The 22,689-nt window shown below is 64.2% G+C and carries 23 protein-coding genes and 1 riboswitch; of the genes, 9 read left to right on the top strand and 14 right to left on the bottom strand.

Features of this window, described 5'->3' with window-relative positions; translation table 11 throughout:
* Positions 1-181: 181 nt before the first annotated feature.
* Genes ABIB99_RS02660 through ABIB99_RS02650 form a run of 3 tightly spaced genes read left to right on the top strand, consistent with a single transcriptional unit; the run spans position 182 to position 3,636 of the window.
* Positions 182-2,467: a transglycosylase domain-containing protein gene (locus tag ABIB99_RS02660; protein ID WP_071915626.1), complete on the top strand. Its 2,286-nt coding sequence runs from the start codon at positions 182-184 to the stop codon at positions 2,465-2,467.
* A 9-nt stretch (positions 2,468-2,476) separates the two neighbouring features.
* On the top strand, positions 2,477-3,055 hold the full coding sequence (locus ABIB99_RS02655) for a DUF1214 domain-containing protein (protein WP_063984558.1): 579 nt from the start codon (positions 2,477-2,479) through the stop codon (positions 3,053-3,055).
* The gene (locus tag ABIB99_RS02650; protein ID WP_166351371.1) at positions 3,052-3,636 is read left to right on the top strand and encodes a DUF1254 domain-containing protein; all 585 of its coding nucleotides are present in this window, start codon (positions 3,052-3,054) and stop codon (positions 3,634-3,636) included. Before ABIB99_RS02655 ends, ABIB99_RS02650 begins: the two co-directional genes overlap by 4 nt.
* A 349-nt stretch (positions 3,637-3,985) precedes the next feature.
* Here ABIB99_RS02650 and ABIB99_RS02645 read toward each other — a convergent pair whose 3' ends face one another.
* The gene (locus ABIB99_RS02645) at positions 3,986-4,678 is read right to left on the bottom strand and encodes a glutathione S-transferase family protein (RefSeq protein ID WP_354174797.1); all 693 of its coding nucleotides are present in this window, start codon (positions 4,676-4,678) and stop codon (positions 3,986-3,988) included.
* Positions 4,679-4,717: 39 nt separating this feature from the next.
* A complete protein-coding gene (locus ABIB99_RS02640; RefSeq protein WP_354174796.1) occupies positions 4,718-4,948 on the bottom strand; it encodes a DUF1127 domain-containing protein in 231 nt (76 codons plus the stop codon).
* Between the two features lie 130 nt (positions 4,949-5,078).
* Here ABIB99_RS02640 and ABIB99_RS02635 point away from each other — a divergent pair, with 130 nt between their 5' ends.
* A complete protein-coding gene (locus tag ABIB99_RS02635) occupies positions 5,079-6,017 on the top strand; it encodes a transcriptional regulator GcvA (protein WP_354174795.1) in 939 nt (312 codons plus the stop codon).
* A 72-nt stretch (positions 6,018-6,089) separates the two neighbouring features.
* Here the strand turns inward: ABIB99_RS02635 and ABIB99_RS02630 are convergent, their stop codons facing one another.
* The 3 genes from ABIB99_RS02630 to ABIB99_RS02620 all read right to left on the bottom strand — a co-directional run bounded on the left by ABIB99_RS02630 (position 6,090) and on the right by ABIB99_RS02620 (position 8,486).
* Complete coding sequence (locus ABIB99_RS02630) at positions 6,090-6,836, bottom strand: sulfite exporter TauE/SafE family protein (RefSeq protein ID WP_354174794.1); 747 nt, start codon at positions 6,834-6,836, stop codon at positions 6,090-6,092.
* A gap of 128 nt (positions 6,837-6,964) precedes the next feature.
* Positions 6,965-7,561: a superoxide dismutase gene (locus ABIB99_RS02625; RefSeq protein WP_354174793.1), complete on the bottom strand. Its 597-nt coding sequence runs from the start codon at positions 7,559-7,561 to the stop codon at positions 6,965-6,967.
* Between the two features lie 28 nt (positions 7,562-7,589).
* Positions 7,590-8,486 carry a DUF1259 domain-containing protein gene (locus ABIB99_RS02620; protein ID WP_354174792.1) on the bottom strand — a complete coding sequence of 299 codons (897 nt, stop codon included), beginning with the start codon at positions 8,484-8,486 and terminating at the stop codon, positions 7,590-7,592.
* 712 nt (positions 8,487-9,198) lie between these two features.
* Between ABIB99_RS02620 and ABIB99_RS02615 the strand changes: the two genes are divergently transcribed.
* Entirely contained in the window at positions 9,199-9,981 is a 783-nt protein-coding gene (locus tag ABIB99_RS02615; RefSeq protein WP_354174906.1) for a sulfite exporter TauE/SafE family protein, read from the top strand.
* Positions 9,982-9,986: 5 nt separating this feature from the next.
* On the opposite strand, the gene ABIB99_RS02610 is transcribed toward ABIB99_RS02615, so the two are convergent.
* The 5 genes from ABIB99_RS02610 to ABIB99_RS02590 form a co-directional block, all read right to left on the bottom strand.
* Positions 9,987-11,159 (bottom strand): MFS transporter, encoded by a 1,173-nt coding sequence (locus ABIB99_RS02610; RefSeq protein ID WP_354174791.1) that lies wholly within the window; start codon positions 11,157-11,159, stop codon positions 9,987-9,989.
* A gap of 28 nt (positions 11,160-11,187) precedes the next feature.
* Positions 11,188-12,408 carry an MFS transporter gene (locus tag ABIB99_RS02605; RefSeq protein ID WP_354174905.1) on the bottom strand — a complete coding sequence of 407 codons (1,221 nt, stop codon included), beginning with the start codon at positions 12,406-12,408 and terminating at the stop codon, positions 11,188-11,190.
* Positions 12,405-13,775 (bottom strand): NAD(P)-binding domain-containing protein, encoded by a 1,371-nt coding sequence (locus ABIB99_RS02600; RefSeq protein WP_354174790.1) that lies wholly within the window; start codon positions 13,773-13,775, stop codon positions 12,405-12,407. Before ABIB99_RS02600 ends, ABIB99_RS02605 begins: the two co-directional genes overlap by 4 nt.
* A 48-nt stretch (positions 13,776-13,823) precedes the next feature.
* Entirely contained in the window at positions 13,824-14,141 is a 318-nt protein-coding gene (locus ABIB99_RS02595; protein WP_063986549.1) for an ArsR/SmtB family transcription factor, read from the bottom strand.
* A gap of 90 nt (positions 14,142-14,231) precedes the next feature.
* Positions 14,232-14,432 (bottom strand): GDCCVxC domain-containing (seleno)protein, encoded by a 201-nt coding sequence (locus ABIB99_RS02590; RefSeq protein ID WP_354174789.1) that lies wholly within the window; start codon positions 14,430-14,432, stop codon positions 14,232-14,234.
* A 98-nt stretch (positions 14,433-14,530) separates the two neighbouring features.
* Between ABIB99_RS02590 and ABIB99_RS02585 the strand changes: the two genes are divergently transcribed.
* From ABIB99_RS02585 to arsC, 4 genes are read left to right on the top strand one after another with little or no spacing between them, the layout of a single operon-like run.
* A complete protein-coding gene (locus ABIB99_RS02585) occupies positions 14,531-14,893 on the top strand; it encodes an ArsR/SmtB family transcription factor (protein WP_063984569.1) in 363 nt (120 codons plus the stop codon).
* Positions 14,886-15,413, top strand: coding sequence for an arsenate reductase ArsC (locus ABIB99_RS02580; RefSeq protein ID WP_354174788.1), 528 nt, complete (start codon positions 14,886-14,888; stop codon positions 15,411-15,413). The genes ABIB99_RS02585 and ABIB99_RS02580 overlap by 8 nt, the downstream gene beginning before the upstream one ends.
* Entirely contained in the window at positions 15,413-16,114 is a 702-nt protein-coding gene (locus ABIB99_RS02575; protein WP_354174787.1) for an aquaporin, read from the top strand. Before ABIB99_RS02580 ends, ABIB99_RS02575 begins: the two co-directional genes overlap by 1 nt.
* Positions 16,111-16,530: an arsenate reductase (glutaredoxin) gene (arsC, locus tag ABIB99_RS02570; RefSeq protein ID WP_354174786.1), complete on the top strand. Its 420-nt coding sequence runs from the start codon at positions 16,111-16,113 to the stop codon at positions 16,528-16,530. Before ABIB99_RS02575 ends, arsC begins: the two co-directional genes overlap by 4 nt.
* Before the next feature lie 79 nt (positions 16,531-16,609).
* Here arsC and ABIB99_RS02565 read toward each other — a convergent pair whose 3' ends face one another.
* From ABIB99_RS02565 to ABIB99_RS02550, 4 genes are all read right to left on the bottom strand, one after another.
* The gene (locus ABIB99_RS02565; RefSeq protein WP_354174785.1) at positions 16,610-19,780 is read right to left on the bottom strand and encodes an efflux RND transporter permease subunit; all 3,171 of its coding nucleotides are present in this window, start codon (positions 19,778-19,780) and stop codon (positions 16,610-16,612) included.
* Positions 19,777-21,210, bottom strand: a complete 1,434-nt coding sequence (locus tag ABIB99_RS02560) for an efflux RND transporter periplasmic adaptor subunit (RefSeq protein ID WP_354174784.1) — start codon at positions 21,208-21,210, stop codon at positions 19,777-19,779. Before ABIB99_RS02560 ends, ABIB99_RS02565 begins: the two co-directional genes overlap by 4 nt.
* Positions 21,211-21,294: 84 nt before the next feature.
* A complete protein-coding gene (locus ABIB99_RS02555) occupies positions 21,295-21,687 on the bottom strand; it encodes a FixH family protein (RefSeq protein ID WP_354174783.1) in 393 nt (130 codons plus the stop codon).
* 102 nt (positions 21,688-21,789) lie between these two features.
* On the bottom strand, positions 21,790-22,155 hold the full coding sequence (locus tag ABIB99_RS02550; RefSeq protein ID WP_259261155.1) for a hypothetical protein: 366 nt from the start codon (positions 22,153-22,155) through the stop codon (positions 21,790-21,792).
* Between the two features lie 228 nt (positions 22,156-22,383).
* A riboswitch (cobalamin riboswitch) is annotated at positions 22,384-22,591 on the top strand.
* Positions 22,592-22,689: the final 98 nt, after the last annotated feature.

The following is a 22,689-nucleotide window of genomic DNA, read 5'->3' as shown; positions in this document are numbered from 1 at the left end:
TGTTGTTCAAAATCGCGAGCCTGACCATTGGTTTATGGGCCCTGCTCGGCTAGAAGGAACAGCAAGTCCCCTCGGACGCGAAACCGGCGCCTTGGGTTTGCCGTAACATTCCCTCAAGACGTCTCGGTGCCGCCCCGGCCGGGTGCCTGAACGCTGTCGAACCGAGCCTCAAGGGTTCTAGGTGGTCCAGAACACACCATCCAACTGGAAGAGCCGCATCCGGAATTTCTTTCTGGACCTCGACGCGCGCATCGATTCCTCGCTGTTCTCCTCCGCCAAGGGTATCCGCGAGCTCTACGAGCGCTACTCGACCTTCATGGACCGCTTCTATGTCGGGCGGTGGAAGCGCTGGGTGTTCATCGAGCCGCTGTCGGAGGCCGCGACGCTGGGCCTCGGCGGCCTGGTCGTGATGCTTACCCTCGCCATCCCCGCCTTCCGCGAGACCGCGGACGAGGACTGGCTGAAGAAGTCCGACCTGGCGGTGTCCTTCCTCGACCGCTACGGCAACCCGATCGGCAGCCGCGGCATCAAGCACAACGACTCGATCCCGCTGGAAGACTTTCCGGACGTGCTGATCAAGGCGACGCTCGCCACCGAAGACCGCCGCTTCTACGAGCATTTCGGCATCGACATCGCCGGCACCGCGCGCGCGCTCGTCACCAACGCCCAGGCCGGCGGCGTCCGCCAGGGCGGCTCCTCGATCACCCAGCAGCTCGCCAAGAATCTGTTTTTGAGCAACGAGCGCACCATCGAGCGCAAGGTCAACGAGGCCTTCCTCGCGGTCTGGCTGGAATGGCGCCTGACCAAGAACGAGATTCTCAAGCTGTATCTCGACCGCGCCTATATGGGCGGAGGCACCTTCGGCGTCGACGGCGCGGCCCATTTCTACTTCAACAAATCCGCGCGTGACGTGACGCTTGCGGAAGCCGCGATGCTCGCCGGCCTGTTCAAGGCGCCGACCAAATACGCACCCCACATCAACCTGCCCGCGGCGCGTGCCCGCGCCAACGTCGTGCTCGACAACCTCGTCGACGCCGGCTTCATGACCGAGGGCCAGGTGTTCGGCGCCCGCCGCAACCCGGCCTTCGCGGTCGATCGCCGCGACGAGGCCTCGCCGAACTACTATCTCGACTACGCCTTCGACGAGATGCGCAAGCTGGTCGACACCTTCCCGAAGTCGTATACCGAGCGCGTCTTCGTGGTGCGCCTCGCGATCGACACCAACGTGCAGAAGGCCGCGGAAGACGCCATCGAGAACCAGCTGCGCCAGTTCGGCCGCGATTATCACGCGACGCAGGCCGCGACCGTCGTCTCCGATCTCGACGGCGGCATCCGCGCCATGGTCGGCGGCCGCGACTATGGTGCCAGCCAGTTCAACCGCGCCACCGACGCCTACCGCCAGCCCGGCTCGTCGTTCAAGCCTTACGTCTACACCACCGCGCTCCTCAACGGCTTCACGCCAAACTCGATCGTGGTCGACGGTCCGGTCTGCATCGGCAATTGGTGTCCGCAGAACTATGGCCATTCCTATTCCGGCTCGGTGACGCTGACGCAGGCGATCACGCGCTCGATCAACGTCGTGCCGGTCAAGCTGTCGATCGCGATCGGCCAGAAGGAACAGCCGAAGGCGCCGAACCCGGCCAAGCTCGGCCGCGCCAAGATCGTCGAGGTCGCCCGCCGCTTCGGCCTCAAGGCGCCGCTGCCCGACACGCCGTCGCTGCCGATCGGCTCGGACGAAGTCACCGTGATCGAGCACGCCGTCGCCTACGCCACCTTCCCCAACCGCGGCAAGGCGGTGACGCCGCATTCGGTGCTGGAAGTGCGCACCGGTGCCGGTGATCCGGTCTGGCGCTGGGACCGCGACGGTCCGAAGCCGCGGCAGGCGATCCCGGCCTCCGTTGCCGCCGACATGGCCGGCATGATGAGCCACGTCGTCAGCGAAGGCACCGCGCGCCGCGCCGCGCTCGACGGCATTCCGACCGCCGGCAAGACCGGCACGACCAATGCGTATCGCGACGCCTGGTTCGTCGGCTACACCGGCAATTTCACCTGCGCGGTGTGGTACGGCAATGACGACTATTCGCCGACCAACCGCATGACCGGCGGCTCGCTGCCGGCGCAGACCTGGCACGACATCATGGTCACCGCGCATCAGGGCGTCGAGGTCCGGGAAATCCCCGGCATCGGCATGGGCCAGAAGCTGCCGCCGCAGCCGACGGCAGCGCAGGCCAATGCGGCGCCGAAGGTGCTGGAGACCAAGCCCGGCCCGCCGCCCGTGCTGACCAAGCGCGGCGCCGACGTCCTGGTGCGCGTCGAGAAGCTGCTCGATGACGCCGCCAGGACCGCGACCAAGGCGGCTGCCGACGACGACAAGCTGGCCAAGCCGGCGTCGTCGACGAGCGCGCTCGCCTTCCCGCAGAACTATGCGGAAGAGAATGCGAATGCATCCGTCCCGCGCAAGAACTGATCGAAACCCGTGCGGCTGATCCTGATCACATTGACGGCCCTTCTGCTCGCGAGCGTGGTCGGCGTCGGCGCGACCTGGATGACGACGACGCGCGGCACCGAGATCGGCGCGCTGACCATCGGCCCGTGGACCGCCCGCCCGCGCACCGGCACCGCCGACGTCGATCCCTATTCGCGCGCCACCATCGTGCGCAATGGCGAGCTGCCGATCGGCACCGGTGACGGCGTCGCCTTCACCGCGACCGCCGACGAGAAGAAGAAGGCGCTCGACGGCCGCTGCGACGTCATCGTCTCCGGCGTGACGCCGCCGGCGCGGTTCTGGACGCTGACGCTGTACGACCGCAAGGGCCACCTCGTCGCCAATTCGCTGCAGCGCTATGGCTTCACCAGCCAGGAGATCGTGCGGCAGTCCGACGGGACGTTCGAGATCCGCATCGCCTCGCGCTCGCGCGCCGGCAACTGGCTGCCGACCGGCGGCATCGAGCGCTACGCGCTGATGCTGCGCCTCTACGACACGCCGGTCGGGGTCGCGACGCGCACCCAGCGCGATGCGCCGATGCCCACGATCAAGACGGTGGGCTGCTCATGATCCGCCTGATGTTCACCATCGTCGCGGGCGTGGTGCTGGGCCTCGTGGTCCATCTCGTCAGCGTGCTGGCGCTGCCGCGGATCGCGACACAGGACGCCTATTCGCGGCTGACGCCGATGACCAAGCTCAACGCCGTGACGCAGCTTCCCCTCGCCGATCCCAACAATTCGCCGATGCCGTTCATGGACCCGGCCTTCGCGATCGCGATCTGCCGCTACGACCTCACGGGCGGGCCGCTCAAGCTCACGGTGCCGGTGAGCCAGGCCTACACCTCGGTGTCGTTCTACACCCGCAACGAGATCGCCTATTACGCCATCAACGACCGTTCCGCCGGCAAGAAGGTGATCGAGCTCGACCTCATGACCGAGCCGCAGCATAACGAGCTGCCCGAGGACGAAGAGATCACCGCGGCCGACCGCCTCATCATCGACTCCCCTGCTACCACCGGCCTGATCGTGATGAAGGCGCTCGCCGCCGAGCCTGGCCTGATGCAGCAGGCGCAAAACTCGCTTCAGGCTGCGACCTGCGCGCCGCAGACCGAGCCGCCCGCCAAGGCCGAAGCGCCGCGCGGACGGCGCTGAGCGCGGCCGTTTCGGCGAGCCGCAATACAAAAACTGAAAAACAACCCCATGCACAGTAGCGGGGGTGTTGAAACTGTTAGCTAATCTGAACGACCGATCAGCAGCAGCGCGACCTCAGCGGCGAGACCATTTTGGCCGCCTTTGACACGTCGGGCAAAACACTGGCATGATGGCAACATCGAAAGTTCGTAACACCCGCGGCGGAGCAATCCGCCGCGTTTTTTTCATGTCGTAGCACAGGTTGCCGTGATCGAAGGATCACCGTCGTCCCCCGCCGCTTGAAAACGCAATCCACTGCGTCGGGTACCTGGCGGAAAGTCCCTGCCCCCAGTGTCAGTCCAAGCCTAGCTCAATATCTCGGGCGGTGCGAGTGCGCCCACTCGCGGGCATGCGCAATGGGCGCGCGCGGCGGCAGGATCGCGCGCAGCTTCTGCGTCGTCGGCAGGCTCTCCATGCGCTCCCGCCATCGACAGAAGGCCGGATATTTCGGGTACATGGCCTTGCCTTCCTCCGTCAGGCTGAACGCAAAGGTGCTTGGCAAAAGGTAGAAATCCGCGATCGAGAGTTCTGGACCGATGAGGTAGTCCCGACCAACGGCGAGCTCGCGCTCGATGGCCACGAGTGCGTTCTCGACCTTGGGCAGTGCGTGCGCCACCACCTTCTCGTCGGATGCAATCCCCAGCTCGGGAAACACCAGCCGCTCGTGGGTCACATGGTGGATCATGTAGGGATAGACGTAGGAATCGACGACACCGATCCATTGATTCATGCGAGCCCGCGCGTGCGGGTTCTGCGGCGTCAGCCGTGCTCCCGCGAACACCTCGTCGATGTAGCCGACGATGGCGCGCGTCTCGTAGACGGTGAAGTCGCCGTGCCGGAAGATCGGAACGCGGTTGAACGGATGGAGCGCGAGATGCTCGCTCCTGCCCATCACGGGCTCGAGGTCCTCGAAGCGGTAGGCCACGTCCTTGTGGGTGAGCACGAGCCGCACGATGTTGACGAACGTGCTGCGGGGAAAGCCGTAAACGATGGTCTCGGACATGTTTTCTTCTCCCGGTTGACTTGCGGCCGCTGAGCTCGATCAGCGCCAGAACGGCTTGTTCGCTTGCTCCAAGGCCTGTTCCCGGGTGAGCCCGAGATCGGCAAGGAGATGAGGGTCGTCGGCAATCGCGCGGAGATCAGCGCGCTGGTGCGCCCGCTCGCTGCCGGCGAGCCATCTGTCGATCATCGTCAGCCATGAATTTTGCTTATGACCCACGACCGTCGTGCTGCCCCGAACTCTCGCCAAAAAGCCCCGATCGGCAAAAGACATTGACATTTGTTGGCTCCGGATCGCATGATTTCGCGTCGTTGCCGCCTGCATAAGGCCACTAGGGCGAAGGCCGCAAAGCATCCTTTCTCAGGCCTGCCCTAGATTTTCTCATGATCTACCCGGACTCGCGATGCGCCCGCGTTTGCCACCGCTGAACGCACTAAAGGCCTTCGAAGCCGCAGCCCGCCACGAGAGCTTCACGCGGGCCGCCGAAGAGCTGTGCGTCACGCAAGGTGCAGTGAGCCATCAGGTCAAGGCGTTGGAAACGGAGCTCGCCATCAAGCTGTTCAGCCGCGAGCGCCAGCGCCTGATCATCACGGAAGCGGGCCGCGACTATCTCGCGGTGATACGCGATGCGCTGGATCGAATTGCCACCGGCACGGAGCGCCTGTTGCAGCGACAGAATACAGGCGTGCTCACAGTCAGCACGTCCCCGGATTTTGCCGCCAAATGGCTGGTGCATCGCCTCGGCCATTTCGCGGAAGCGCATTCGGGAATCGATCTCCGCGTCTCGGCAACGATGCATCACGTCGATTTTGCGCGTGAGGAGGTCGATCTTGCGGTCCGCCATGGCGATGGAAACTGGCCGGGCCTCGATGCCACAAGGCTCTGCACGGAACGGCTCTTCGCCGTATGCAGTCCCAAGCTGCTGTCGGGACGCCGCCGCATCGGCGGGGTCGCGGATATCCTGAGATTTCCCCTGATCCACCTCGACAGCAGATCCGACTGGGCAAATTGGCTACGTGGCGTCGGCATTGACGACGCCGATGTCACGCATGGTCCGGTGCTCAATCGCGCCAGCATGGTCATCGATGCCGCAATCAACGGCCAGGGCATCGCCCTGGCCCGCACGACATTGGGGGCCTGGGACCTGATCAATGGACGGCTGGCGCTGCCCTTCCCGGAGTCGGTGCCATTGTCGAAGAGCTATTGGATCGTCTGCCCCAAGGCGACCGCGTCACTTCCGAAGATTGCGACATTTCGTGACTGGCTGCTCGCGGAGGCGTCGAGCGACCTGCGCCTGCTTAAATCCGTCACCGGGACACCAAAGGCAGCGAGGCGGCGATAGGCCTCTTTCCGGCGATTTTCTCGTCCGCGGAGAATAGTCCGAGGTGGTAAGCCGCCGGGGATTCGGCTGATATCAACGCAGTCCGAACGACAGCACCGATGCGATCAGCGACAATCCCGCGAGCAGCAGAAGCGCCAGCACGGTCCTGCGAAAGGTCTCATCGTTGATCTTGCCGAAAAGTTTGAAGCCGGACCAAAGGCCCGCGACCATGAAGGGAACGCCCAATGCGTATAGCATCAGCGTTTCCTTCGTAATGGTACCGGCTACGGCCTGAGAGCTCGAGATGACAACGAACGCCACGAACAGCACTGGCTGAAACACCGCGCGCTGCACGTCCTTGGGCCAGCCGCGCCATTGGCAGGAAATCGTCGAGATCACGCCGCCGAGCCCAGTCAGGCCGCCAAGCAAGCCGTTGGAGACGCCAATGGCGGTATCGGCTCCGACTCCGATCTTTACCGGAGCGAATACGGGCTTCGTCAGGCCGTAGATTGCGTAGAGCACCAGCAGGACCCCCACACCAAATCGGAGGTAGCTGGGGTTCAGGTAAGCGAGAATGCTGACGCCGATCGGGATGCCGATGACAGTTCCGAGCGCGAGCGGCCAAGCCTTCCGAAGGTCGAGGAGACGTCGCAGCTTGAAGATGCCGTAGCCCTGCGTGAGCAACCCGTAGCCTGCGATCAAGGTAGCGGTCTGCATCGGCGTGATGATGTGCAGCCATACGCCCGACACCACGAGGCCCATGGCGAATCCGGAAAAGCCGCTGACGAAGCCGCCAGCGAGCGCGGCAAATGCGAAGAGAGCTAAGACAGGTCCATCCATGGGTCGTCTCCCCAAGAACAATGCAGGCGAGCACTTGGATGGATATCCATCTGATGGGGAGGTCGCGGGTCCGCAGTCGATCACTCGTTTGGCAATACCTCGGCGTCCTACCCCCCCTCCCGCCTCTTTCAGGATTCCCCGGCGTATCGATCGTACAATTTGGCGGCGTTCTCCCAGCGAATGGCCTCCATGTAGACGTCGACATAGCGGGCGGCGGCAGCGCCGAAATCCATGTGATAGGCGTGCTCATACATGTCGAGCACCAGCACCGGCCGACCGCCGGCGAGCGTTGTCGTATGATCTGCGGCCCATTGGTTGATGAGCCGCCCGTCACGGGGTAAATAGGCAAGGATCACCCACCCCGAGCCGCCGCCTTCCGCTTTGCCCATGGCTGCGAATTCCGTACGCCAGCGCTCGATGCTGCCAAAGTCGCGCGCAATCGCATCGGCGAGAGCGCCGCTCGGCCTCTCGGCTCCACCAAGACCGTCGAAGTAGATCTCGTGCAGGATCATCGAGTTCGTTGCGATCAACTCCTCGCGCTTCAGGCCGTTGATGAGAAAGTTCGGCGCCTTGGCGAAATCGAGCTCTGCGAGTTGCGCGCCAATCGCGTTGAGCCGCTTCACGGCCCCGCCGTAGTTGTTCTCGTAGTGGCTGATAAGAACCTTTTCGGAGATGCCGCTGATCGACTTCGGATCGAACGGCATCGGCTTGGCTTCGTAACGCATCGGGAGTCTCCTTCTCTCGATCTTTGGCTCAACTCTTCGTGCTGGCAGTCTTGTCCAAGGCCGCGCGCAAGCCTTCGGCGAGCTTGACGGCGTCGTCGTTCGCCCAGAAGTGCATGAAGAAAAGTCGCGGCTGCTCATCCAGCATGTGGCTATGCAGCGCGGTCACCTCGATGCCGTGCGTGCGCAGCGCCAGAATGACGGGGTTGACCTCGTTGCCCGTCAGTACGAAGTCGCCCGTGATGGCCGCCTTCCCGCCCCCGGTCGGCTGGAAGTTGATACCGATCGCAACGCCCATTGGAGCGACGGGGGTCAATGGCATGCCGTCTTGCGTGATCGGATCACGTCGCTTCACGTTGAATTGGTAGACGCCTCCGTTGGCCTGTCCCTTGCTGCCGATAATCTGGTCGAGCTTCGCGGTGTCGAGGTCCACGGCCAGCGGCGGGCTCGCCGGCGCTGCGACGGTCAATGGAGTCTTGCTTTCGGCAAGTGCATCGTGGATCGCAGCGGCGAGCTTGACCGGGTCCCCGTGCCCGGCAACATGCATGTAGAACGTCGCCGGACTCGCGCGCAGCAGATGATTGTGGATGGCCGTGATCTCGAGGCCGTTCGCGATCATCTTCGCCATCACGGGATTGATCTCGGTTTCGAGCAGCACGAGGTCGCCCATGACCATGGCGCCGCCATGCCCGGGCTTGAACGCAACCCAGCCGCCGAGCGCCAGCGCCGGCTTGATCGTCACCCCGTCCAACGTCACGGAGAGATCGCTGCGGGGAAAGCCGTAACGGTGGACGTCGTCCGAAACGGCGGGCTTGCGGCCCAGCGTCTCGTCAACCTTCTGCCAGTCGATGTTCTGCGCTTGAGCCGTCGAGACCGAGCCAAGGAGGCAGGCGCCGAGACCGATGAACGCGAAGAGTGTGTTTCTCATTGATGTGCTCCTAAGTCTTGAAGCAGCTGCGGCTAATCACGCCCCGAGATCGATCGCATCGGCCCATCAAGCGGGAGGCCCAATCCTGGACGTCGCGCGAGCGTCGCCCGGCGCCGGGTATCAGGCGGGGGTCCGCTGAGACGTCCCCGTCAATGTGCGCATCGATAAGCGCCGGCGTATTCGCCGTGCCGATCAGTCCAAATAATCTGCCGGAAGAAATGGGGATGTATGATGCTGACATGCTGCGCCCTTGGTGATTAAGGACGCGATACTTGGGCATGTCGCCTCACGGGGAGATCGCACATCCCCGTAGCGGCGAATTAAAACCCGGATGGCCGAACTGTCAACCTGCTTAAGTCGGGGAATGCAGAAGTCATCGGAGGCACGTCGCGAGGATAGCACCGACGGTTTGGAACCTTTTGCACGTCGAGCAAAAGACCGGCATACCGGCAGCATCTAAAGTTCGTAACACCCGCGCGGAGCAATCCGTCGCGGTTTTTTTCTTGTCGGAGCAAAGCGAGCCATGATCGAAGGATCGTCATCGTCTCCTGCCGCTCGAAGCCGAGTGGACGTAAGTTTGCAACGCCCGAGATTCTAGACTAGCCTGTTCCTCAGCCCCACGCCCTGCCGTAAGCAGGTGTGAAGCTCCCCGCCACGACGGATTACGGGCAAGTCTAGTTTCGCGCACCAGCGCATTTTTTCCGTCGTGACCATGCGAAACAATTCCGCCGCGTTCGGCTCGGGCGCAATCATCGGTACCTTGGGCGGCCTCATCGGCCTCGGGGGCGCCGAATTTCGTCTGCCGCTACTCATCAGCTTGTTCAGGTTTCGAGGTCTTGAAGCCGTGGTCCTCAACAAGGCGACGAGCCTGATCGTGGTGGCCAGCGCGCTGCCATTTCGTACCCGCGCCGTTCCCTTTGCCGAAATACATGCGCATTGGCCGATCATCCTGAACCTGCTGGCGGGCAGCCTTGTTGGCGCCTATGCCGGGGCATCCTGGGCGACGCGCCTCAAGTCCGAAACGCTCTACAAGGTCATAGCGGTCTTGTTGCTGCTGATCGCAGGTGTGCTTCTGTTCGCACACAGCACTGCGGCAGCACCCGCCCCGGCGCTAACTGGCGTGTACCTGATTGTCGCGGGTGTAGCGGCAGGCTTCGTGATTGGCATCGTGGCGTCGTTGCTCGGCGTTGCCGGTGGAGAGTTCCTGATCCCCACCCTGATCCTGCTGTTCGGCGCGGACGTGAAGCTGGCAGGCAGCCTCTCACTCGCGGTAAGCCTTCCGACGATGCTCGTGGGATTCGCGCGCTATAGTCGCGATCAGAATTTTTCAGTGCTCCGCGCCAACTGGCAGTTCATGCTTGCAATGGCGATCGGATCGATCGTCGGCACATTCATCGGCGGCCTGCTTCTCGGTATTGTCCCGAATTCGATTCTTCTGCCGGGATTGGCTGTGATCCTGGTCATCTCAGCCATGGAGATATGGCGGCACGAGTAGAGCGCTCAGACGTGATGTGTTCGACTAATCCGCGCCCAGAGCAGCGCGAACGGACCCAACGCAATTCCGGCCGCAAGAACGGCGAACGCCAGCAGCCAGCCGGTCGCGCTCTGCGGACCACCGGCGGCGTCGAGCGCGGCGCCGGTTCCCCAGGCTCCGACCGCCGACAGACCGAAGCCGACCGTCGAATGCAAGGCCAGGGTCGCGCCGCGATGTTCGGAAGTCGCGGCGGCAGACATGCCGGCAGTCAACGCACCTGAATCGGCGGGCACGGTCAGGCCATAGGCGAGCAGCAGCAGCGCGAGCACCCATGCCGGCGCCGTCGCGTTGAGCCCGATGATAAGTGCGACGCAGGCCGATGCGATCATGACGATCGTGATCGCCCGATGGCGGCCGAATTTCAGCGCGGCCTCGTTGCCGAGGATGCTTGCGGGCATCGAGATCACCGCGAAGCAGAAGCTCAGCACGACGGGGCTCAACCAAGACGGCGCGCCCTGGTGCGCAACGACGAAGGTCCAGAACCCGACCAGCCAGGTGCGGATGCCGTAAAGCTCGAAGCAGTGCGCGCCGTAGCCGAAGATGTATCCGAGCGCCTCGCGGTTCTCGAAGACGGGTGCGAAGTTGAGCAGACGCCCCGCCTTCGGCGCGGGCCGCTGCTCCCGCATCAGAAGGCACGCGACGACCATGGCGACGGGACCGAGGCCGGTGACAAGGAAGGCGGTGCGCCCCCCCCAGCGGTCGGCGATCAGTTGGGCGACCAGGAACGAGAGGCCGACGCCGACCGAGAAGCTCGAGGTGTACAGCGTAACGGCGCGCGAGGTGTCGCCGGCGGGAAGCCTGTCCGTCAGCGCCTTCAGGCCCGGCATGTAGGCGCCGGCAAAACCAAGTCCTGCAAGGGACCAGATCGCGGTCGCCGACCAGAATCCTTGCGCGAAGATTCCGAACGCTGCAGTCGCGAGCCCGCTGACGATCGAGCCCCAGAGCAGGACAATCCGCGCGTCGATCCGGTCGGTCAACGTCGTCAGCACGGGCACCGCGAGCATGTAGCCGAATGCATAACCGCTTGCCATCAACCCGCCTTCGGCGGCGGAGAGGCCCCACTCCGGCATCAAATGCTGCGCCAGATTTGCGGACAAGGTCACATGCGGCAGCAGGTTGCCGACCTGCCCTATGCACATCACCGCAATCAGAGACCGGCCGCCGAGCTTACGAATTTTGTTCTCCCACCTGAAGCGGCGTTGAGTTTGCCCGCTCCGCGCGAAGCAACAGGAGCGCGAAGAAGGCCGAGACCGAGACGAGCGCGCTGATCCACAGCGCACTGCTGCCGATGTGCTCCACCATCAGCCCCAGTGCTAGCGGCGCGGCGGCACCCGTCAGTCTAGAAGGCAGCGAGATCATGCCGACCCGCTTGCCGAACCCGGCCGGCCCAAACAGCGCCAATGGAAGCGTACCACGGGCAATGGTGATGATGCCGTTGCCCGCTCCGTACAGCACCGTGAAGGTCGACGCGAGCAAGGGTCCGCCCATCACCAGCGCAACGACGCCGATCGGATTCATGAGCATGGCCAGCCTCGCCGAGAGCAGCGGGTGAAACCGGGCGAGCCATCCTGCTTCCAGCAGACGCGCGCCGACTTGTGCAGGCCCAACCAGCGCGCCCGCGAGCAAGGCCTGAGCCGGTGTGGCGCCGAACGCAACCAGCATGGTCGGCAGAATGGCCGAGATGCCCGAACTGACGAAGCTAGCTGCCGCGGACATGTAAGCCAGCAGCACCATCGCGAAGGTCTCGCTCTGGCGTCCGGATTGCTGGATTGCACCCGGCCCCGGTCGAGCCTGTTGGTCCAATGGGACGGCGCGCGGCAGCGAGAGATTGAGCGGCAACGCAACAGCGATATGGATCGCCGCCCATACCTGACAGGCGACGCGCCAGCCGTACTCCGACGCGAGCCAGGTCGTGAGGGGCCAGCCGAGCGTGCTGGCGAAACCGGCGATCAGCGTGATGCCGGTGATGGTTCGTCGCGCATTGGTACCGTAGATGCGCGCAAGCGTCGCGAAGGCCGCCTCATAGAGGCCCATGCCCATGCCGATCCCCAGCAACGCCCAGGCCGCAATCAGCACCGCCACGCCATGGGCCACGGACAGCAGGAGCAGGCCTGCCACAAACACGAGGTTCGAAATGGCAAGCAGGCTGCGCCCGCCAAACGTATCGATGGCATGCCCCACGCGCGGGCCGAGCAGGCCAGAGATGACGAGCGCTCCCGACAGCGCGCCGAACACGTAAGTCGGCGCGAGACCGAGATCGCGCGCAATCGGCGCAGCCAGGATGGCCGGGAGATAATAGCTCGACGCCCATGCAACCGTTTGCGCGGTGCCGAGCGCGAGCACGATGGCGAGCGGACCTCGGGCTTGGCCCGCAGGAACTTGCGTCATGAACAACCGCACCCCGCAGCGCCGGCCTTCTTGGCCGTTTCGTCGGCAGCGCAGCAGGCGGACGACTCTTCCTTCGCAGGGCCGCCGCAACATCCCGATGCGGTCCCGGCGGCCTCGACACCACCACGCGTGCAGACGCCGGTCTCCGGCAGCACCAGCTCCACCCTCGCCGCCGCCTCCTCGTCGCCAGCGATGTCGGCCGCAATCGAGCGAACCTGCTCATAACCCGTCATCATCAGGAAGGTCGGAGCGCGGCCGTAGGACTTCATGCCAGCCATGTAGAAGCCCGCTTCATCATGCGCGAGCTCGCGCGCGCCGTGTGGACGCACCGTCCCGCAGCTATGCTCGTTGGGATCGATCAGCGGCGCCAGAGCGACCGGTGCCTCGATGGCGGGATCGAGCCGCAAACGCAGTTCAGACAGGAACGAGAAGTCGGGACGGAAACCTGTCGACACGATCAGTTCGTCCACGACCACGCTTCGCCCACCGCAACAGGACCCTGCCGCGATCTTGAGGCGGCCTTCGGAGTCCGAGAGGTGCGTGACGCCGAATTCGGTTTCGACCTTGATCTTCCCGGAGGCAACAAGTGCGGCGAAGGCACTGCCAAGTTCGCCGCGCGCCGCGAGTTTATCGTTACGGCCGCCGCCAAAAGCCTTCGCGGGATCGGCGCCGCGCAACAGCCAGACGGGTTGCGCGCCCGGCACTTCGTCGGCGAGATGTACGAGATCGATCAGCGTGCCCACCGCTGAATGGCCCGCGCCGAGCACCGCAACAGTCTTCCCGGCATATTTGGAACGGCTGGCACCCCGCACATCCGGCATACCGTAAGCAATACGGTCGCCGCATTCGGACTCACCGATCGCCGGCAAACCGTTGCGGCCGGCCGGATTGGGGGAGAACCATGTGCCTGAGGTATCGATCACGGCATCTGCACGCAGAACCTCGGGCCCCTTGCCGTTCTGATAGCGGATTTCGAAAGGCGCCTGCTCACGCCCCTTGGTCTTTGCCTTGTCGAAGCCGACGCGGCTGATGGCCGAGACGCGGCTGGAGGTCCGGATCACATCGCGTAGCGACGTTCGCGTCGCGAGCGGCATCAGGTATCGGTCAAGCAGTTCGCCGCCGGTCGGATAGGATTGCGGGTCCGGCGAATTCCATCCCGTCGGTGCAAGCAGGCGCGCGGCGGCCTTGTCGACATTGTACTCCCACGGCGAGAAGAGCTGGACCTGCTGCCACTGGCGGACGGCGTGTCCGGCTTCGGGTCCGGCCTCGAGCACAATGGGAGACATGCCGCGCTCGAGCACGTGCGCGGCCGCAGCCAGGCCGACCGGTCCTGCCCCGATAATGGCAACTGTCTTTCCGTCGCTCATTTCGCTACTCTCATCTTTCTAGAATTATCGAATAACTCGGCAAAAAAATCAGGCCGCCGTTTTGGTATCTTTGCATTCGGTTTCGTCGGCACAGCACTCCGACACCAGGAAATCCACCAGGCCCCGCATCCCGTCGTAGTTCGCGTGGCAGACCAGGGTCGTGGATTCGCGGACCTGACTTATCAGCCCGACCGCAACCAGAGACTTGATGTGGTGAGACAGCGTCGATGCCGGGATCTTCAGTTTGTCCTGCAAGCGACCGACGGGCATGCCCGGCTGTCCAGCGCGGACCAGGGCCCGATAGATCTGAAGCCGTGTCCGGTTACCCAGAGCTTCCAAGCGTGCTGCTGCGTCGTCGATCTTCATGACCATAAGATGCGCCGATCCACCCTCGCCGTCAACCGTATTTCTAGAATATTGGAAATATAGGGGCGACCGCCCGCCGGCGGGGCGGCCTCAGCAGCACTTTCCGTTCTGCTGGATCGGCGGACAAGGGACCGATCCGTACGAACAGAAGACGCAGCAATCGCCGCTCGTCGGCTTGAGCCGGGTCCCGCATCCCTTGCAATCGTAGAAGAACTGACAGGCGTCGGTCGGCATGGTTTCGGCTGACGCGCGATGACAGACCGGACACGTAATGACCGATTGGGTTTGCATTGCCGGCTTTCCTCGATCGCAAGACACAACGCATTCTAAACGCGCCCAGTTCGGAAATTCAATTGACGCTTTATCATCATTTCTATAAATCTGGATATATGGAAACTGAAGAAGCCGTCCTCGCGCTCGCCGCCCTGTCACAATCGACCCGTCTGGAGGCCTTCCGGACGCTGGTCCGACACGAGCCCGATGGCCTTGCGGCCGGCGACCTCGCACGTCTGCTGGAAGTCCCCCCGAATACGCTTTCGGCTCATCTCTCGATCCTGACGCGTGCCCGCCTCGTCACCTCCGAGCGACACAGCCGTTCAATCGTCTATCGCGCCAACCTTGCGGAGTTCAGGGACGTTGCGGTTTTCCTGCTTCGGGATTGCTGCGGCGGCCGGCCGGAGGTTTGCGAACCGGTCGTCGAGAGCCTTCAAGCCTGCTGCTCGCCAAAGCGAAAGGAGCGAAGCCGTGCCTGACCAGATGTACAATGTTTTGTTCCTGTGCACCGGCAATTCGGCGCGCTCGATCCTCGCCGAGTCGATCCTTCGCAAGGACGGAGCCGGCCGCTTTCAGTCCTTCTCCGCCGGCAGCGCGCCGAAAGGCGCGGTGCACCCGCTGGCCTTGCGTACGCTGGAAAGCATGGACTACCCCGCCGACGGGATGCGCTCGAAGAGCTGGCTGGAGTTCGCCGCTCCCGATGCGCCGGTGATGGATTTCGTCTTCACCGTTTGTGACAATGCGGCCGGTGAATCCTGCCCCATCTGGCCGGGACAGCCGATGACCGCACATTGGGGTATCGAGGATCCCGCCGCAGCCGAAGGTACCGATCTGGAGAAACAGGCAGCGTTCGTCACCGCATTCCGCTACCTCAGGAATCGGATCGACACCTTTTTGAGCCTGCCGCTCAGGAGCATCGACAAGCTCTCCCTCGGCACCAAGCTGCGCGAGATCGGACGCTCCCAGGGCGCAACACATTCAACGCCGAAGGCCGGCTGATGGACAATTTCGATCTTCCACGGCGCCTCGCGGCCGAAGCGCTCGGAACCGGGATTCTCGTCGCCACCGTCGTCGGCTCCGGCATCATGGCCGAGACGCTGACCAAGGACGTGGCGCTGGCGCTGCTGTGCAATACCCTGCCGACCGGAGCCATTCTGGTTGTCCTGATCACCGTGCTCGGTCCGATCTCCGGCGCGCATTTCAATCCCGCGGTGACCCTCGTCTTCACCGGCAAGCGCGAGCTTCCGGTCAACGAAGCCGTGCTCTACGTGGTCGCGCAGATCGCCGGCGGCATCGCGGGGACGATGGCCGCGCATCTGATGTTCGGACTTCCCCTGCTCGATTTCTCGACGAAGGTTCGAACGGGCGGGTCGCAATGGTTCGCCGAAGCGTTCGCTGCCTTCGGTCTGGTCGCGACGATCCTGGCCGGCATCCGATTTCAGCGGACGGCGGTTCCCTGGCTGGTGGGCCTTTACATCACGGCAGCCTATTGGTTCACGGCCTCCACGTCGTTTGCAAATCCGGCGGTGGCCATCGCGCGGTCGCTGACAAACACGTTCTCGGGCATTCGTCCGACCGACCTGCCCGGATTCATCCTTGCGGAGCTCTGCGGAGCATTCGCCGGCATGCTGTTGATGAACTGGCTGCTCGGGCACTCCAGGGCCCGCGGCCCCGTACAAATTGCGGAGACGACCCGATGAGCGTGACGATCTACCACAACCCCGATTGCGGCACCTCGCGCAACACGCTGGCGATGATTCGGCAGAGCGGCGCGGAGCCCACGGTCATCGAATATCTCAAGACCCCGCCGTCGCGCGAGACGCTCAAGCAGCTGATTGCGGCGATGGGCATTCCGGTTCGCGAACTGCTGCGCGAGAAGGGCACGCCGTACAAGGAGCTCGGCCTCGCCGACCCCAAATGGACCGACGACCAGTTGATCGATCAGATGCTCGCGCATCCCATTCTCATCAACCGCCCGATCGTCGTGACCTCGAAGGGCACGCGCTTGTGCCGTCCCTCCGAAGCCGTCGTCGATCTCCTCGACAATCCGGTCGGCCGGTTCACGAAGGAAGATGGCGAGGTGGTCGAAGCGCGCCAGGCAACTCACCGCCCCTAACGCTTTTCGGTCGGAATCCGCGGCGTTTTTTTTCATGGCGGAGCGGAGGTCGCCATGAAGACGACCTCCGCTGCCCAGCCTATTCGGCGGCTTGCGACGCGCGCGCGGTCCATTCGTCGGCAGGAGCCGATCGTTCGCCCGGCGGAAGCCCCCGCCCCTTCACCAAGCCGAAAATTGCGGGGATCACGACGAGCGTCAGCAATGTCGATGACGTCATGCCGCCGATCATCGGCACCGCAATGCGCTGCATGATCTCCGATCCGGCCCCGGTGCTCCACATGATCGGCAGCAGACCGGCCATGATGGCAACCACCGTCATCATCTTGGGCCGCACGCGCTCGACCGCGCCCACCATGATGGCGTCGTGGAGATCCAGGCGCGTCAGTGGCCTCCCCTCGGCGCTGCACCTGGCTTTCACCTCGGCCAGCGCATGATCGAGGTAGATCAGCATGACGACACCCGTCTCGGCGGCGACGCCTGCGAGCGCGATGAAGCCGACCGCGACGGCGACGGACAGGTTGAAGCCGAGCCACCACATCATCCAGATGCCGCCGACCAGCGCGAACGGCAGTGACAGCATCACGATCAGGGTCTCGGTCATCGCCCGGAAGTTCAGGTACAGCAGCAGGAAGATGATCGTGAGCGTCACGGGCACCACGATCTTCAGACGGGCGGCGGCGCGCTGCAGGTATTCGTACTGTCCGCTCCACACGACGTAGGTGCCGGCGGGAAACCGGATGCTCTCCGTCACGGCGCGTTGCGCGTCAGTGACGTAGCTTCCGATGTCGCGATCCCGGATGTCGACGTAGATATAGGTCGCAAGCTGGCCGTTCTCCGTCCGGATCGACGTCGGCCCGCGCGCGGGTTCGACCTTCGCCACCTCGCCGAGCGGCACGGCGCCGCCCGACGGCATCGGCACCAGGATGTCGCTGGCGATGGCCTTGGGGTTGTCGCGAAGGTCGCGCGGATAGCGCATGTTCACCGTGAACCGCTGCCGGCCCTCCACGGTCGTCGTGACCGTCTGGCCGCCGAGCGCGGCCGCGATGGTGTCCTGGACATCCTGGATCAGGATGCCGTAACGGGCGAGCGCCTCACGGTCGGGAACGATCTCGAGATAATAGCCGCCGATGCCGCGCTCGGCGTAGGCCGACGAGGTGCCGGGTACGGTCTTGATGACGCGCTCGATCTGCTTCGCGAGCCGGTCGATCTCGGCGAGGTCCGTGCCCATGACCTTGACCCCGACCGGCGTGCGGATTCCGGTCGAGAGCATGTCGATACGTGCCTTGATCGGCATGGTCCAGGCATTGGAGACGCCCGGAAACTGCAACGCCTTGTCCATCTCGGCGATGAGACTGTCGACGGTAACGCCGGAACGCCACTGCTCCTTCGGCTTCAGGTTGACGATCGTCTCAAACATCTCGGTCGGGGCGGGATCGGTCGCAGTGGCTGCTCGCCCCGCCTTGCCGTAGACCGAAGCGACCTCCGGGAACGACTTGATGATGCGGTCCTGCATCTGCATCAGCTCGGCCGCCTTGGTGACCGAAATGCCGGGCAGCGTCGTTGGCATGTAGAGCAGCGTTCCCTCGTTCAGCGCCGGCATGAACTCGGTGCCGAGCTGGCGCGCCGGCCAGATCGTCACCGCAAGCACGACGAGCGAAGCCAGGATGACCAGCGTCTTGGCGCGCAGAACCCCCTTGATCACGGGACGGTAGACCCAGATCAAGACGCGATTGATGACGTTCCTGCTCTCCGGGACGATCCTGCCGCGGACGAAGATCACCATCAGCGCCGGCACCAGGGTGACGGACAGCAACGCCGCGGCGGCCATGGAGAAGGTCTTCGTGAACGCCAGCGGGCTGAACAATCGGCCCTCCTGCGATTCCAGCGTGAAGATCGGCATGAACGACACGGTGATGATCAACAGGCTGAAGAAGAGCGCGGGGCCGACTTCGGATGCCGCGTCGATCAGGACCTGCACGCGTGATTGATCGGGCCTCGCCCGTTCGAGGTGCTTGTGTGCGTTCTCGATCATGACGATGGCGGCGTCCACCATGGCGCCGATTGCAATCGCGATGCCGCCGAGGCTCATGATGTTCGATCCCAGCCCGAGCAGCTTCATGGCGCCAAACGCCATCAACACGCCGACCGGCAACATCAGGATCGCGACGAGTGCGCTGCGGACATGCAGAAGGAACACGATGCAGACGAGCCCGACGACGATGCTCTCCTCGAACAGGGTATGCTTGAGGGTATCGATGGCTGCGTAGATCAGGTTCGACCGGTCGTAGACCGGCACGATCTCGACCGATTTCGGCAGGCTGCTCGCGATCTCCCTGAAGCGCTTCTTGACGTTTTCGATGACGTCGAGGGCGTTGACGCCGAACCGCTGCAGCACGATGCCGCTTGCGACCTCGCCCTCGCCGTTCAATTCGGCGATGCCGCGCCGCTCGTCGGGCCCGAGCTCGACGCTGGCGACGTCCCGCAGCAACACCGGCGTGCCGTTGCTCGTCTTCAGCACGATGTTGCCGAGATCGTTGATGCTCTTGATGTAGCCCTTGCCGCGGATGACGTATTCGAACTCGGAGAGCTCGACGGTGCGCCCGCCGACGTCGGCGTTGCTGGCGCGGATCGCCTCACGTATTTTTTGCATGCTGATGCCGCGGTCGCGCATCCGCTGCGGGTCGAGGACCACGTTGTACTGCTTGACGAAGCCGCCGATGCTGGCGACCTCGGCGACGCCTTCGGCCTTGGCCAGCGCGAACTTCAGATTCCAGTCCTGGATCGTGCGCGTGTCCGCCAGGTTCAATTCCTTCGATACGACGGCGTATTGGTAGACCCAGCCGACGCCGGTCGCGTCGGGTCCGATGGTCGGGGTGACGCCCGCGGGAAGCCTGGACGCCGCGCCGTTCAGGAATTCCATGACGCGCGACCGCGCCCAATAGATGTCGGTGCCGTCCTCGAAGATCACATAGACAAAGGAGACGCCGAAGAACGAGAAGCCGCGTACGACCTTCGATTTCGGTACGGTGAGCATCGCCGTCGTCAGTGGATAGGTGACCTGATCCTCGATCACCTGCGGCGCCTGGCCGGGATACTCGGTGTAGACGATGACCTGCGTATCCGAGAGGTCTGGGATCGCATCCAGCGGAAGGTGAACCAGGGCATAGAGGCCGGCGGCGGCCGCGAAGCCGGTCCCGAACAGCACGAGCAGCAGATTGCGCGCCGACCAGGCGATGATGCGGGCGATCATTTGTGATCTCCCGTTGCATTGCCAGGGCCGGCGTCGGTGGCCTGGGATGCCGCCTCGCCAAAACCCTTCAGCGCCGCCTTCAGGTTGCTTTCCGCATCGATCAGGAAGTTGGCGGAGGTCACCACCGCCTCGCCGTCCGCGAGACCATGGCGCACCTCGACATAGCCGCCGCCGCGACGGCCGAGCTTCACTTCCCGCGGTTCGAAACGCCCTTCCCCCCTGTCGACGAGGACGGCCTGCCGGCTGCCGGTGTCGAGCACCGCGCTGTCCTGTATCGCCAGGACGGGCGCGGCATCGGCCGTGTCGATATCGGCATCGACGTACATGTCGGGCAGCAGCACCGCGTCCGGATTGGCAAGCTCGATCCTGACGCGAACGGTTCGCGTGTCGCGGTTCACCTGCGGATAGACGACAGCGATTGTCCCGGTGAAGGTTCGGCCGGGGAAACTGCGCGCGCGCACCGCGACTGACTGCCCCACCGCGATGTTGCCGAGATCGCGCTCGGCCACGTCGACCAGCGCCCAGACGACCGAGGTGTCCGCGATCCGGAACAGAACGTCGCCGGGATTGGCCCGCATCCCTTCGATCGCATTGCGTTCGAGCACGACCCCGTCGCGCGGTGCAGACCAGCGTATGGCGACGGGCGCGGTGTGCGTCTTGTCCATCTCCGCAATGACGGACTCGGGAACGTCGAGATTGACCAGCCGCTGTCGCGAGCCGCGGCCGTACATCTCGACACCGCCGACCGTCTTGGAGGTGATCGTCGCGAGATATTCCGCGGCTGCGGACGCCACCGCCGAACTGTAGATCTCCATCAGCGGCTGGCCGGCCTTCACGCGCGTGCCGGTGGTCACGTCGGCGACCTTCTGTACGAAGCTTTCGGCGCGCATCGCGATCACCGACACGCGACGTTCATCGAGCTGGATCGTGCCGGGCGCCTTCACCGAGACCCGGATCGAGCGCCGCGCGACGGGCTCGGACTTCACGCCCGCGCGCTGGATCTTGCCGGGCGACAGCTTCACCGTGCCGTCGTCGGTGTCGTCGCCTTCGTAAACGGCGACATAGTCCATCCCCATCGGATCCTTCTTTGGGACGGTCGACGTATCGGGCAGCCCCATGGGATTGCGGTAGTAGAGGGTCTTTCGCGGCGAAGCCGCCTGCGCCTTCGGCGGCGCCGGCGCGACGGCCGCTCCATCGTCGTCGTAGACCGGCAGATAGTCCCGCCCGCGGTCGTCCTTCTTCGGACCCGCAGACCAGAGCGGCGCACCGCTTGGATCGCGGTAGTAGAGCGGCGTTCGCTCCGCGGCAGCCGCAGCCGATGATATGTCGGCCTCAGCGAGCCAGCCCGCACCGTTCGAATGCCAGTAGTAGCCGGCCAGGACCAGGCCGCCGCCCAGCGCAAGTGCCGTCAGGAGACGCAGCGTTTTCATGTCGTGTATCCGCGCGCCCGGGAGCGCGCGTCCGTGTGAAGGAAAAAGGGGAATGTCGGGCGCCGCCGGGCAGCGCCCGAACGCTCACTTGACCGCCGTGACGATCACCTTGCCGGTGACGGTCTCCGGTTCGCCCTGCACCTTCACAGACAGCGTCATCTGGTAACGGCCAGCCATCGGCAGGTCCGTCTTGAACGCGTACACACCAGGCTCCCTGGACGGCAGCGGCGCGACCGCCGACTCCATCTCGGCCATCCCGTCCGGAGCCATGTCGAGGCGGGTCTTGAAGATGACCGCGTCCGGTATCGGCTTGCCGGTCTGCCGGTTCGTCAGGCGAACGGCGAGCGTGACATCTTCGCCCTTCTTCATCTGCGGAGTGACGGGCTCGAAGGCGTAGTCGCCCGCGCCCGCCATCGCGGCGGAAGCGGCAAGCGAAAGGGTGGCGGCGAGAGCCGCGGTGCTGATCTTGGAAAGCATTGTCCTGTCCTCATGAATTGATCTTTCGCCGTGGCGCGTGAAGCGCGCACGTCAGTCGTCGTCGCGAGCAGGCCTGCCGCTCGCGTCTCGGGCTTTGCGAGATCAGATTCGAGGAGGTCGGAAAGGAGGACTGCCGCCGCGGAAGGAAACGACCTGATCCGGGGGGATAGCCATCGTGCTGGCCATGACGGCGAGACGTTCGAACGCCACGGGCCGGACATCACCGAGCGCGATGATCCCGCCAACGCAGCAGAAGCCCATCCCGCACTTGTAGCCGCCGCTATGGGAGCCCGTTCCCTTCATGTCGGGACAACAATCGTCCATCGACATGTCGGCGTCGCCGCTCATGTGCATGGCCGCCTGCATGCCATCCGACGACATTGCGAGGTTCGCGGCGGACGCGCCAACCGGCAGCATCGCCAGGGATATGGCGATGGCGACTGCCAGGATGGTACGGACGAACTGCATCAATATCGACTTACCTTGTCGGGCCGGAACTCGACCTCAGTAGCATATTCGGACACCAGCAGTTATTGATCGTGGTCAAGCGTTCGTTACCCAGGCTCGTCCAGAGGCCGGGTTGGACGTTTCGACGCGGTCCTTCGGACTATCGTGCAAAACAGCAACACAAGGCCACCATCGACCCACCGACCCGTCCAGCAGCCCGCGCGGATGTTGACGCGCTCATCCCCTGATGCCAGTTTCGTGATCGGTAGTGTCCGCAAGGACTCTTCAAGGGAATGCGGTGCGTCCACCTCGGTGGGCAATTCCGCGGCTGCCCCCGCAACTGTAGGCGGATAGCCGACGACCAAACGAACCACTGGAGCCCCGCTTGGGCCTCTGGGAAGGTGGTCGAAGGCGATGACCCGCGAGCCAGGAAACCTGCTACCAGCCATGGTCACGCGCGAACGCATTGGGCGGGGTGCCCTGATGTCGGACAAGTAGCCGGTGCATCCGCCGCCTGGGGCGAAGGTGGATGACTAAGGCAACCGCGGTGACGGT

This window comes from Bradyrhizobium sp. LA6.1 (assembly GCF_040547805.1).
GTDB lineage: Bacteria > Pseudomonadota > Alphaproteobacteria > Rhizobiales > Xanthobacteraceae > Bradyrhizobium > Bradyrhizobium barranii.
The sequence above is the reverse complement of the archived record's forward strand: the minus strand, read 5'-3'. Positions and strand labels throughout refer to the sequence as shown.

What these genes read in the sequence shown, in the direction of transcription:
- ABIB99_RS02650 (WP_166351371.1), top strand. Translation starts at nt 3,052, where the DNA reads ATGATCCGCCTGATGTTCACCATCGTCGCGGGCGTGGTGCTGGGCCTC.
- ABIB99_RS02645 (WP_354174797.1), bottom strand. Translation starts at nt 4,678, where the DNA reads ATGTCCGAGACCATCGTTTACGGCTTTCCCCGCAGCACGTTCGTCAAC.
- ABIB99_RS02640 (WP_354174796.1), bottom strand. Translation starts at nt 4,948, where the DNA reads ATGTCTTTTGCCGATCGGGGCTTTTTGGCGAGAGTTCGGGGCAGCACG.
- ABIB99_RS02635 (WP_354174795.1), top strand. Translation starts at nt 5,079, where the DNA reads ATGCGCCCGCGTTTGCCACCGCTGAACGCACTAAAGGCCTTCGAAGCC.
- ABIB99_RS02630 (WP_354174794.1), bottom strand. Translation starts at nt 6,836, where the DNA reads ATGGATGGACCTGTCTTAGCTCTCTTCGCATTTGCCGCGCTCGCTGGC.
- ABIB99_RS02625 (WP_354174793.1), bottom strand. Translation starts at nt 7,561, where the DNA reads ATGCGTTACGAAGCCAAGCCGATGCCGTTCGATCCGAAGTCGATCAGC.
- ABIB99_RS02620 (WP_354174792.1), bottom strand. Translation starts at nt 8,486, where the DNA reads ATGAGAAACACACTCTTCGCGTTCATCGGTCTCGGCGCCTGCCTCCTT.
- ABIB99_RS02615 (WP_354174906.1), top strand. Translation starts at nt 9,199, where the DNA reads ATGCGAAACAATTCCGCCGCGTTCGGCTCGGGCGCAATCATCGGTACC.
- ABIB99_RS02610 (WP_354174791.1), bottom strand. Translation starts at nt 11,159, where the DNA reads ATGTGCATAGGGCAGGTCGGCAACCTGCTGCCGCATGTGACCTTGTCC.
- ABIB99_RS02605 (WP_354174905.1), bottom strand. Translation starts at nt 12,408, where the DNA reads ATGACGCAAGTTCCTGCGGGCCAAGCCCGAGGTCCGCTCGCCATCGTG.
- ABIB99_RS02600 (WP_354174790.1), bottom strand. Translation starts at nt 13,775, where the DNA reads ATGAGCGACGGAAAGACAGTTGCCATTATCGGGGCAGGACCGGTCGGC.
- ABIB99_RS02595 (WP_063986549.1), bottom strand. Translation starts at nt 14,141, where the DNA reads ATGAAGATCGACGACGCAGCAGCACGCTTGGAAGCTCTGGGTAACCGG.
- ABIB99_RS02590 (WP_354174789.1), bottom strand. Translation starts at nt 14,432, where the DNA reads ATGCAAACCCAATCGGTCATTACGTGTCCGGTCTGTCATCGCGCGTCA.
- ABIB99_RS02585 (WP_063984569.1), top strand. Translation starts at nt 14,531, where the DNA reads ATGGAAACTGAAGAAGCCGTCCTCGCGCTCGCCGCCCTGTCACAATCG.
- ABIB99_RS02575 (WP_354174787.1), top strand. Translation starts at nt 15,413, where the DNA reads ATGGACAATTTCGATCTTCCACGGCGCCTCGCGGCCGAAGCGCTCGGA.
- arsC (WP_354174786.1), top strand. Translation starts at nt 16,111, where the DNA reads ATGAGCGTGACGATCTACCACAACCCCGATTGCGGCACCTCGCGCAAC.
- ABIB99_RS02565 (WP_354174785.1), bottom strand. Translation starts at nt 19,780, where the DNA reads ATGATCGCCCGCATCATCGCCTGGTCGGCGCGCAATCTGCTGCTCGTG.
- ABIB99_RS02560 (WP_354174784.1), bottom strand. Translation starts at nt 21,210, where the DNA reads ATGAAAACGCTGCGTCTCCTGACGGCACTTGCGCTGGGCGGCGGCCTG.
- ABIB99_RS02555 (WP_354174783.1), bottom strand. Translation starts at nt 21,687, where the DNA reads ATGCTTTCCAAGATCAGCACCGCGGCTCTCGCCGCCACCCTTTCGCTT.
- ABIB99_RS02550 (WP_259261155.1), bottom strand. Translation starts at nt 22,155, where the DNA reads ATGCAGTTCGTCCGTACCATCCTGGCAGTCGCCATCGCCATATCCCTG.